At 63.5% G+C, this 9,863-nt stretch carries 9 protein-coding genes; 2 read left to right on the top strand and 7 right to left on the bottom strand.

Features of this window, described 5'->3' with window-relative positions; translation table 11 throughout:
* Positions 1–96: 96 nt before the first annotated feature.
* The 3 genes from AC3WL2_RS22705 to gcl form a co-directional block, all read right to left on the bottom strand.
* A complete protein-coding gene (locus AC3WL2_RS22705) occupies positions 97–990 on the bottom strand; it encodes a 2-hydroxy-3-oxopropionate reductase (RefSeq protein WP_023631172.1) in 894 nt (297 codons plus the stop codon).
* Between the two features lie 176 nt (positions 991–1,166).
* On the bottom strand, positions 1,167–1,949 hold the full coding sequence (hyi, locus tag AC3WL2_RS22700; RefSeq protein ID WP_046856495.1) for a hydroxypyruvate isomerase: 783 nt from the start codon (positions 1,947–1,949) through the stop codon (positions 1,167–1,169).
* Positions 1,950–2,003: 54 nt separating this feature from the next.
* Positions 2,004–3,779 (bottom strand): glyoxylate carboligase, encoded by a 1,776-nt coding sequence (gene gcl / locus AC3WL2_RS22695; protein WP_102684645.1) that lies wholly within the window; start codon positions 3,777–3,779, stop codon positions 2,004–2,006.
* Positions 3,780–4,036: 257 nt separating this feature from the next.
* Here gcl and AC3WL2_RS22690 point away from each other — a divergent pair, with 257 nt between their 5' ends.
* Positions 4,037–4,477, top strand: coding sequence for a GlcG/HbpS family heme-binding protein (locus AC3WL2_RS22690; protein WP_102684646.1), 441 nt, complete (start codon positions 4,037–4,039; stop codon positions 4,475–4,477).
* Positions 4,478–4,618: 141 nt separating this feature from the next.
* Here AC3WL2_RS22690 and AC3WL2_RS22685 read toward each other — a convergent pair whose 3' ends face one another.
* Complete coding sequence (locus AC3WL2_RS22685; protein ID WP_102684647.1) at positions 4,619–5,230, bottom strand: TetR/AcrR family transcriptional regulator; 612 nt, start codon at positions 5,228–5,230, stop codon at positions 4,619–4,621.
* A 132-nt stretch (positions 5,231–5,362) separates the two neighbouring features.
* Here AC3WL2_RS22685 and AC3WL2_RS22680 point away from each other — a divergent pair, with 132 nt between their 5' ends.
* Positions 5,363–6,277: a DUF808 domain-containing protein gene (locus tag AC3WL2_RS22680; RefSeq protein ID WP_102684648.1), complete on the top strand. Its 915-nt coding sequence runs from the start codon at positions 5,363–5,365 to the stop codon at positions 6,275–6,277.
* 67 nt (positions 6,278–6,344) lie between these two features.
* Here AC3WL2_RS22680 and AC3WL2_RS22675 read toward each other — a convergent pair whose 3' ends face one another.
* The 3 genes from AC3WL2_RS22675 to AC3WL2_RS22665 all read right to left on the bottom strand — a co-directional run bounded on the left by AC3WL2_RS22675 (position 6,345) and on the right by AC3WL2_RS22665 (position 9,760).
* Positions 6,345–7,127 carry an outer membrane protein OmpK gene (locus AC3WL2_RS22675; RefSeq protein WP_102684649.1) on the bottom strand — a complete coding sequence of 261 codons (783 nt, stop codon included), beginning with the start codon at positions 7,125–7,127 and terminating at the stop codon, positions 6,345–6,347.
* Between the two features lie 350 nt (positions 7,128–7,477).
* Positions 7,478–8,263 carry an outer membrane protein OmpK gene (locus AC3WL2_RS22670; RefSeq protein WP_102684650.1) on the bottom strand — a complete coding sequence of 262 codons (786 nt, stop codon included), beginning with the start codon at positions 8,261–8,263 and terminating at the stop codon, positions 7,478–7,480.
* 141 nt (positions 8,264–8,404) lie between these two features.
* Complete coding sequence (locus tag AC3WL2_RS22665) at positions 8,405–9,760, bottom strand: nucleobase:cation symporter-2 family protein (protein WP_046856489.1); 1,356 nt, start codon at positions 9,758–9,760, stop codon at positions 8,405–8,407.
* Positions 9,761–9,863: the final 103 nt, after the last annotated feature.

Here is a 9,863-nt window from a genome sequence, read left to right as displayed (position 1 = left end):
GCTCCCACAGGTACAGCGCTGGATCATAGGACGGTGCGGTCCCTGTGGGAGCCGGCTTGCCGGCGAAAGGGCTGCGCAGCAGCCCCCGGATTCAAATCACTTGTCGTCGCGGATCGAGAAGTTGGCCATGTGCTCCAGGCCCTTGATCAGCGCCGAGTGGTCCCAGTTGCCGCCGCCCAGGGCCTGGCAGGTGTTGAACACTTGCTGGGCATTGGAGGTGTTGGGCAGGTTGATGCCCAGCTCCTTGGCGCCTTGCAGGGCCAGGTTGAGGTCCTTCTGGTGCAGGTTGATGCGGAAGCCTGGGTCGAAGGTGCCTTTGATCATGCGCTCGGCGTGCACTTCGAGGATCTTCGACGATGCGAAGCCGCCCATCAGCGCCTCGCGCACCTTGGCCGGGTCGGCGCCGTTCTTGGCGGCGAACAGCAGGGCTTCGGCAACGGCCTGGATGTTCAGGGCGACGATGATCTGGTTGGCCACCTTGGCGGTCTGGCCATCGCCGTTGCCGCCGACGCGGGTGATGTTCTTGCCCATGGCTTCGAACAGCGGCAGGGCGCGCTCGAAGGCTTTCGGGCAACCGCCCACCATGATGCTCAAGGTCGCGGCCTTGGCACCGACTTCGCCGCCGGACACCGGGGCGTCCAGGTAGGCGGCGCCGGTGGCCTTGATCTTCTCGGCGAAGGCTTTGGTGGCGGTAGGCGAGATCGAGCTCATGTCGATCACCACCTTGTTCGGGCCCACGCCTTCGGCGACGCCGTTTTCACCGAACAGCACGCTTTCGACCTGTGGGGTGTCGGGCACCATGACGATGATGAACTCAGCTTCCTGGGCCACTTCCTTCGGGTTGGCCAGGGCCACGCCGCCAGCGGCGATCAGGTTGGCCGGAGCTGCGTCGTGGTGGGTCGAAACGAAGATGCTGTGACCTGCCTTTTGCAGGTTCTGGGCCATGGGGTTGCCCATGATGCCGGTGCCGATGAAACCGATTTTAGCCATGAGAGATTACCTCGTTGTAATTGTTGAATCTCGATGGAGCAGGCGGTGCGAACCTTGTGGGAGCTGGCTTGCCAGCGATTGCGATCGATATGCAAACGATGTTGGCCGTGTTGACGCTTTCGCTGGCAAGCCAGCTCCCACAGGGGCCAATCAGGGCAGCCCCTTCGAGCGAATCCTTAGATAGCGTTGTGAGTTTTGAGCCAGCCCAGGCCGGCTTCGGTGGTGGTCTTGGGCTTGTACTCCGCGCCCACCCAGCCCTGGTAGCCGATGCGGTCCAGGTGCTCGAACAGGAAGCGGTAGTTGATCTCGCCGGTGCCCGGCTCGTGGCGGCCCGGGTTGTCGGCCAGCTGCACGTGGTTGATCAGCTTGAGGTTGGTTTCCAGGGTGCGCGCCAGGTCACCTTCCATGATCTGCATGTGGTAGATGTCGTACTGCAGGAACAGGTTGTCGCTGCCCACCTCGGCCTGGATTTCCAGGGCCTGTTTCGTGGTATTCAGGTAGAAGCCCGGGATGTCGCGGGTGTTGATCATTTCCATGACCAGGCGGATGCCGGCGGCCTTGAGCTTGTCGGCGGCGTAGCGCAGGTTTTCCACGAAGGTCTTGCGCACGGTGGCGCAGTCCGGGCCTTGCGGGCGGATGCCGGCCAGGGCGTTGACCTGGGTGTTGCCCAGCACCTTGGCGTACTCGATGGCCTTGTCGACACCGGCGCGGAACTCTTCGACGCGGTCGGGGTGGCAGGTGATGCCACGCTCACCTTTCGACCAGTCGCCCGCGGGCAGGTTGAACAGCACCTGGGTCAGGCCATGGGCGTCGAGCTGCTGCTTGATCTCGGCGGCGCTGAAATCGTACGGGAAGAGGTATTCGACGCCGCTGAAACCAGCGTCGGCGGCGGCCTTGAAGCGAGCCAGGAAGTCCTGTTCGGTGAACAGCATGGACAGGTTGGCGGCGAAGCGAGGCATAAGTCGTCTCCTTGCGTTGATTGCCCCCGCGCGCGGCGCGGGGGCGTCAGGCGATCAGTCCAGCAGCGAGATGGCGGTCGGCGCGTCGTTGCCGACCAGGGCGAGGTCTTCGAACTCGTTGACCGCGTTGATCTCGGTGCCCATGGAAATGTTGGTCACACGCTCGAGAATCACTTCGACCACCACCGGCACGCGGAACTCTTCGGCCATCTTCTGCGCCTTGAGCAGGGCAGGGGCGATCTCGGCCGGTTGGAACACGCGGATGGCCTTGCAGCCCAGGCCCTCGACCACGGCGACGTGGTCGACACCGTAGGTGGCGGCGTCGGTGGAATTGATGTTCTCGAACGCCAGTTGTACACAGTAATCCATGTCGAAACCACGCTGCGCCTGGCGGATCAGGCCGAGGTAGGCGTTGTTCACCAGCACGTGGACGTACGGCAGGTTGAACTGCGCGCCCACCGCCAGCTCTTCGATCATGAACTGGAAGTCGTAGTCACCGGACAGCGCGACCACTTTGCGTTTCGGGTCGGCCTTGACGACACCCAGCGCGGCAGGGATGGTCCAGCCCAGCGGGCCGGCCTGGCCGCAGTTGATCCAGTGGCGTGGCTTGTACACGTGCAGGAACTGCGCGCCGGCGATCTGCGACAGGCCGATGGTGCTGACGTAGGTGGTGTCCTTGCCGAACACTTCGTTCATTTCCTGGTACACGCGCTGCGGCTTGACCGGGACGTTGTCGAAGTTGGTCTTGCGCTGCAGGGTAGCCTTGCGTTCCTGGCAGTCTTCCAGCCAGGCCTTGCGGCACTTGAGCAGGCCTGCGGCTTTCCATTCGCGGGCCACTTCGAGGAACACGTCCAGGGCCTTGCCGGCGTCCGAGACGATACCCAAATCTGGAGTGAACACTCGGCCGATCTGGGTCGGTTCGATGTCCACGTGCACGAACTTGCGGCCTTCGGTGTAGACGTCGACGGAGCCGGTGTGGCGGTTGGCCCAGCGGTTGCCGATACCGAACACCAGGTCGGACTTGAGCATGGTCGCGTTGCCGTAGCGATGCGAGGTCTGCAGGCCGACCATGCCGACCATCAATTCGTGATCGTCCGGGATGGTGCCCCAGCCCATCAGGGTTGGCACTACCGGGACGCCGGTCAGCTCGGCGAACTCGACCAGCTTGTCGCTGGCGTCGGCGTTGATGATGCCGCCGCCAGCTACCAGCAGCGGGCGCTCGGCGTCATTGAGCAGGGCCAGGGCTTTTTCGGCCTGGACGCGGGTGGCGGCTGGCTTGCTGATCGCCAGTGGCTCGTAGGCATCGATGTCGAACTCGATCTCGGCCATCTGCACGTCGAACGGCAGGTCGATCAGCACCGGGCCTGGGCGGCCGGTGCGCATTTCGTAGAAGGCCTTCTGGAATGCGTAAGGCACCTGGCCCGGCTCCAGCACGGTGGTCGCCCACTTGGTCACCGGCTTGACGATGCTGGTGATGTCGACGGCCTGGAAGTCTTCCTTGTGCAGGCGGGCACGCGGGGCTTGGCCGGTGATGCAGAGGATCGGGATGGAGTCGGCCGAGGCGCTGTACAGGCCGGTGACCATGTCGGTGCCGGCGGGGCCGGAGGTGCCGATGCACACGCCGATGTTGCCCGGGTTGGCGCGGGTGTAGCCCTCGGCCATGTGCGAGGCGCCTTCGACGTGGCGAGCGAGGACGTGATCGATGCCACCGACTTTCTTCAGGGCCGAGTACAGCGGGTTGATCGCGGCGCCGGGAATGCCGAACGCGGTATCTACACCTTCACGGCGCATGACCAGAACGGCTGCATCGATTGCTCTCATTTTGCTCATGGTTTGTGCCTCATCGATTTTGTAATTGTATACAACTTGTGTTGCGGCAGAGTGTATTCATGGTCGGCGCAAAAGGTCAATCCATTTTCGTCGGCGGGTTTGACTTGCTGGTCATGGCGAAAAAGGGCGGCATTTCGTCGCAGTGAGAGACATTGGATCAGAAAATTGTATACAAACAGTGTCTTTGTTGTGTTCTATCGTGTCTATTGGTTTTCAACTGCCCTCAGGGCTTCTCACAACAAGAAGAGGACCTTTTCATGAACGCATTGACCCTCAAACAGGCCGTGGGCGTGGTAAATGCCGCGTTGGCCGCAGGCCGCAAGATCAACGCTGCGCCCTTGACCGTGGCGGTGCTCGACGCCGGCGGGCATCTGCTGGCGTTGCAGCGCGAGGACGGCGCCAGCCTGCTGCGCCCCGAGGTGGCCATTGGCAAGGCCTGGGGTGCGGTGGCGTTGGGCAAGGGTTCGCGCCTGCTGGCGCTGGACTCGCAGCAGCGCCCAGCCTTCTACGCGGCTTTGAACGGGCTCGGCGAGCGACCGGTGGTGCCGGTGCCAGGGGGCGTGCTGATCCGTGATCAGGAGGGCAGGGTGCTGGGGGCGGTGGGGATCAGCGGCGATACGTCGGATATCGACGAGCAGTGCGCAATCAGTGCAATTGAGGAAGTCGGGCTGACGGCGGATGCCGGGGTGGCGGCTTAAGGTTCAGTTTCTCTGGGGCCGCTGTGCGGCCCATCGCCGCGGTTCGTCGCCACGACAAGCCGGCTCCCACAGGAATTGTGCAGGGCCTATGGGAGCCGGCTTGCCGGCGATAAGGGCTGCGCAGCAGCCCCATTGGCCCTGTCAGGCCGCCTCGGGCTCGCAGCCCTTCAGCACCAGGCGGATGATGGTCTCGGCCGCCGCGTCATAGTCGCTGTCGGCCAGCTTGGCCTTGCCGGTCACCACGGCGATCTGCCAGTCGAAATCCGCATAGGTTTGCGTCGCCGCCCAGATGCTGAACATCAGGTGGTGCGGGTCGACGTGGGCGATCTGGCCGCGCTCGATCCAGCGCTGGATGCACTCGATGTTGTGGCGGGCCTGCTCGTTGAGCTGCTCCACCTGGCGCGGCGACAGGTGCGGCGCGCCATGCATGATCTCGCTGGCGAACACCTTGGAGGCGTGGGGCAGGTCGCGGGAGATGCGGATCTTCGAGCGGATGTACGAACTGAGCACCTCTTTCGGATCGCCGTCGGCGTTGAACGGCGTCGAGGCCTGCATGATCGGCGCGATGATGCTCTCGAGCACCTCGCGGTAGAGGTTTTCCTTCGACTTGAAGTAGTAGTACACGTTCGGCTTGGGCAGGCCGGCCTTGGCCGCGATATCGCTGGTCTTGGTGGCGGCGAAGCCCTTGTCGGCGAATTCTTCACTGGCTGCGCGCAGGATCAGTTCCTTGTTGCGCTCGCGAATGGTGCTCATTGTCGGGAATCTTCCTCGGGTCTGGCCCCTCCAAGAGGGGTCCGGCATGGTAGCACCCGCTCGGACGGGCGCTCAAGGCAGCGTCTTTGGGCTAGAATCCCGGCCATTCGAACCTACTGGAAACATTTTGACATGGCAGGAAGCAGCTTACTGGTATTGATCGACGATATCGCCACGGTCCTCGACGATGTCTCGTTGATGACCAAGGTCGCGGCGAAGAAGACCGCCGGGGTGCTGGGCGACGACCTGGCGCTCAACGCCCAGCAGGTCACCGGCGTGCGCGCCGAACGCGAGATCCCGGTGGTGTGGGCGGTGGCCAAGGGCTCGCTGGTGAACAAGGCGATCCTGGTGCCGGCGGCGTTGCTGATCAGCGCGTTCATTCCCTGGGCGGTGATTCCGCTGCTGATGGTTGGTGGCGCCTACCTGTGCTTCGAGGGCTTCGAGAAGCTGGCGCACAAGTTCCTGCACAGCAAGGCCGAGGACGACGCGCAGCACGAGGCGCGCAAGGCGGCCGTGGCGGACGAGCAGGTCGACCTGGTGGCCTTTGAGAAGAGCAAGATCAAGGGCGCGGTGCGCACCGACTTCATCCTCTCCGCCGAGATCATCGCCATCACCCTGGGCACCGTGGCCGATGCGCCGCTGAGCCAGCAGATCATCGTGCTGTCGGGGATCGCCATCGTCATGACCCTGGGGGTGTATGGCCTGGTGGCAGGCATCGTCAAGCTCGACGACCTGGGGCTATGGATGACCAAGAAAGCCTCGGCGCTGAGCCAGGCGGTGGGCAACGGCATCCTGCGCGCCGCGCCGTACATGATGAAGAGCCTGTCGGTGATCGGCACTGCGGCGATGTTCCTGGTCGGTGGCGGGATCCTGGTGCATGGCATCGCGCCGCTGCATCACGCCATCGAGGCGTTCGCCGACGGGCGCGGCGGGGCGTTGACCGGGGCGCTGCTCAATGGTGTGGCGGGGGTGATTGCGGGGGCTGTGGTGCTGGCGGTGGTGAGCGTCGTCGGCAAGCTGTGGCAGGCGCTGCGCCCTGCTCACTGAGTAGCGCAGGGACGTGGGGGCGGGGCAAGCCCGCTCCCACGTCAGACAGAGCCTGAGCGCTGTGTGATCAGAAGTGCACTTTGACCAGGAAACTCATGGTGTTCTGATCGGTAGTGAAGGCATCGCTGTCCTTGATGCCGTACTTGTTCTTCCAGTAGTCGTACTCGATACCCACGTACAACTGCTTCTCGCCCAGGTGCAGCGCTTTGCCCAGGTCGTACTTGACCTGCGGGTTGAAGTGCAGGTTCGCCTGGTAGGTGCCGCGACGGTTCTCGTCGTTGTCCACCACCCAGTCCATGAAGCCGTCGATGAGAATGTCGGACGAACCCACAGGGATGGTGTAGGACCACACCGGGGTGATCTGCCAGACGTTGTCGCCTGGGCGGCTGCCGTCGGTGGTGCGCTGGTAGAAGTTCAGCTGGAAGTAGTCGAAGCCTGGGATCGCCAGGTCGAAGCCTGGGCCGATCAGATAGGACTCGGTGTCACCCTCGCCGAACTCGTAGGTCATGGCCAGCAGCACGTCCTTGACCGGGCCGAACTCGAGCTTCTGGTCGAAGATCTTGCCGAACGACAGGCGTGGGCTGAACTCGCCGTAGTAGGTGTTCGGGCCGTTACTGGCGTCCTTCTTGCCCTGGTAGAAGATCTTGTCGAAGAAGAAGAAGTTGTCGCCGTACTTCCACGCATCGGCGTGCTCGAAGGTGACCGTCTGCTGGGTCTCGGGGTTGACCTTGAAGTTCTTGCCCCACAGGTAGGTCAGGCTGTTGTTCTGCCATTGCAGCAGGTCACCGGCTTGGCTGGCGCCGCAGGCCAGCAGGCCGCCGGCGAGGATCAGGCTATTGATGGTACGCATTGCGTGTGTCGCTCCCTTTATTGGATCTGTTGTCAGCGCTCGGGCGCTGTTCTTGTCTTTTGGGTCAGCTTTTTTCAATTGGCCACAGCTGTTTGGCAAGAGCTGCGCCAACTTTTCCACGTTGGGCACAACCATCCTGCTCGACGTCTTTCTGAACGGATGAAATAGGTATTTCACGCTGGCAACACGTTGGCCAACCGCCCGGAAACATTGACTGGGCGGTCAGCAAACGCGGGCGGGATCCTTCCCGCCCCGATCGAGGGGGCGCGCAGATTACTCACTTGCGCGCCGGGCCTCAAGTGCTCCGTCCTGGAGCACGGTGTCACATCATCGGGCATGCGCCCGTTCGGTCAGAAATGCACCTTCACCAGGGCGCTGGCGACGCTCTGGTTGCTGTCCACGTTGCCGCGGCTGTCAATGCCGTACTTGTCCTTCCAGTAGCTGTATTCGAAGCCGACGTAGAGCTGCTTGGCGCCCAGGTTAAGGGCCTTGCCCAGGTCGTATTTGACCTGTGGGTTGAACTGCAGGTTGGCGTGGTAGGTGCCACGGCGGGTCTGGTCGTTGTCGACCACCCAGTCGATGTAGCCGTCGATCAGGATGTCGGACTTGCCCACCGGGATGGTGTAGGACCAGGCCGGGGTGATCTGCCAGACGTTATCGCCGGGGCGGCTGCCCTCGGTGTTGCGCAGGTAGAAGTTCAGGGTGAAGTAGTTGAAGCCGGGCACGTTCAGATCGAAGCCGGGGCCGATCAGGTAGGCCTCGTTGTCGCCCTCGCCACGCTCGTAGGTCATGGCCAGCAGCACGTCCTTGACCGGGCCAAAGGCCAGGTTGCGCTCGAAGATCTTGCCGAACGACAGGCGCGGGCTGAACTCACCGTAGTAGGTGGTCACGCCTTTGCCGGGGTCGGCCTTGCCGTTGTAGAAGATCTTGTCGACGAACAGGAAGGTGTCGCCGTACTTCCACTTGTTGGCGTGTTCGAAGGTGATGGTCTGCTGGATGTCGGGGTTGACCTTGAAGTCCTTGCCGTAGAGGTAGGACAGGCTTTCGCCGTGCCACTGCAGCCATTCGCCGGCATGGGCGGGGAGGGTGGCCAGCAGGCTGCTGCCCAGCAGGATGGAGGTGGTGATGCGCTTCATGTTGTGATTCCCGGACTTATTGTTTTTGTAAGGGCTTTTTCGGCGCGCAGGCGCCCCGGACGGCCCATTCCGGCGGGCCGACGGTACTGCGTTACCACAGGGTTGAAGCGGGGCGGCCAGGACGGCGCCGCCCCTGGTCACTCAGTGCTGGTGACAGGCATCGTTGTGCGCGGCGCGGTCGGCGCCGCCGAGGATGTTGAACAGCAGGTTCAGCACCAGGGCGCTGAGGGTGGCCATGGCGATGCCACTGTGGGTGATCGGTTCCATCCACTGCGGCATCTGCGCGAAGAACTCCGGGCGCACCACCGGGATCAGGCCAAAGCCGACGCTGACGGCGACCAGCAACTGGTTGCGTCGGTCGGAGATGTCCGCTTCCTGGAGGATCTTGATCCCGGTGGCGGTGACCATGCCGAACATGGCGATGGACGCGCCGCCCAGTACCGCGGGCGGGATCGAGGCGATCAGGAAGGCCGCCTTGGGCAGCAGGCTGAGCAGGATCAGCAGCGCGCCGGCCATCACCGTGACGTAGCGGCAGCGTACCCCGGTCATCTGCACCAGGCCGATGTTCTGGGCGAACGATGAGTGGGTGAAGGTGTTGAAGAAGCCGGCGATGAACGACGCGCCGGCATCGCACAGCAGGCCGCGCCGCAGCATGCCTGGTGTTACTTCACGGTCGGTCACCTTGCCCAGGGCGAGGAACATGCCCGTCGACTCGACGAAGATGATCACCACCACCAGGCACATCGACAGGATCGGTGCCAGGCTGAAGGTTGGCATGCCGAAGTGCAGCGGCGTAACCACCTGCAGCCACGGTGCCTCGCTCAGGCCCGACAGGTCGACCATGCCGATGGAACCGGCGAGCACGTAACCCAGGCCCATGCCCACCAGTACCGACACGTTGACCCAGAAGCCGCGCATGAAGCGGTTGATCAGCAGGATCACCGCCAGCACCAGGCCGGCGACCATCAGGTAGATCGGCGCGCCGAAGGCTTCGGCGTCATGGCCGCCACCGGCCCAGTTGACCGCTACCGGGAACAGCGACAAGCCGATGGAGGTGATGACCGTGCCGGTCACCAGCGGCGGGAAGAAGCGCACGACCTTGGACATGAACGGCGCGATCAGCATGCCGAAGAACCCGGCGGCGATGGTCGCGCCGAAGATCCCCTGCAGGCCGACGCCCGGCATGCCGGCCATGGCCACCATGCTGCCGACGGCGGCGAAGCTGGCGCCCATCATGACCGGCATGCGAATGCCGACCGGGCCGATACCGAAGGATTGGATGATGGTGGCAACGCCGGCGACCAGCAGGTCGGCGTTGATCAGGAAGGCGACTTCTTCGCGGGACAGGCCCGCCGCCTGGCCAATGATCAGCGGCACCGCGATGGCGCCGCCGTACATCAGCAGAACGTGTTGCAGACCCACCAGGATCAGCTGGAACAAAGGCAGGGGCTGTCGTGGCGGCGCAACAGGGATGTACGCCTTGGGTGACTCGGACATGCAGCACCTCGAGTTTTGTTTTTATTCTCGGATCCAAGCGGGCGGCTTCACGTGGCAGGCTCCGGTAAGGGAGGCCGGGGTTCCCGCGTGAAGCCGAACGCTC

The sequence above is a fragment of the Pseudomonas sp. FW305-96 genome (genome assembly GCF_058783825.1).
Note: the sequence above shows the minus strand (reverse complement) of the source record. Positions and strands in the feature narration are given on the sequence as shown.

What these genes read in the sequence shown, in the direction of transcription:
- AC3WL2_RS22705 (WP_023631172.1), bottom strand. Translation starts at nt 990, where the DNA reads ATGGCTAAAATCGGTTTCATCGGCACCGGCATCATGGGCAACCCCATG.
- hyi (WP_046856495.1), bottom strand. Translation starts at nt 1,949, where the DNA reads ATGCCTCGCTTCGCCGCCAACCTGTCCATGCTGTTCACCGAACAGGAC.
- gcl (WP_102684645.1), bottom strand. Translation starts at nt 3,779, where the DNA reads ATGAGCAAAATGAGAGCAATCGATGCAGCCGTTCTGGTCATGCGCCGT.
- AC3WL2_RS22690 (WP_102684646.1), top strand. Translation starts at nt 4,037, where the DNA reads ATGAACGCATTGACCCTCAAACAGGCCGTGGGCGTGGTAAATGCCGCG.
- AC3WL2_RS22685 (WP_102684647.1), bottom strand. Translation starts at nt 5,230, where the DNA reads ATGAGCACCATTCGCGAGCGCAACAAGGAACTGATCCTGCGCGCAGCC.
- AC3WL2_RS22680 (WP_102684648.1), top strand. Translation starts at nt 5,363, where the DNA reads ATGGCAGGAAGCAGCTTACTGGTATTGATCGACGATATCGCCACGGTC.
- AC3WL2_RS22675 (WP_102684649.1), bottom strand. Translation starts at nt 7,127, where the DNA reads ATGCGTACCATCAATAGCCTGATCCTCGCCGGCGGCCTGCTGGCCTGC.
- AC3WL2_RS22670 (WP_102684650.1), bottom strand. Translation starts at nt 8,263, where the DNA reads ATGAAGCGCATCACCACCTCCATCCTGCTGGGCAGCAGCCTGCTGGCC.
- AC3WL2_RS22665 (WP_046856489.1), bottom strand. Translation starts at nt 9,760, where the DNA reads ATGTCCGAGTCACCCAAGGCGTACATCCCTGTTGCGCCGCCACGACAG.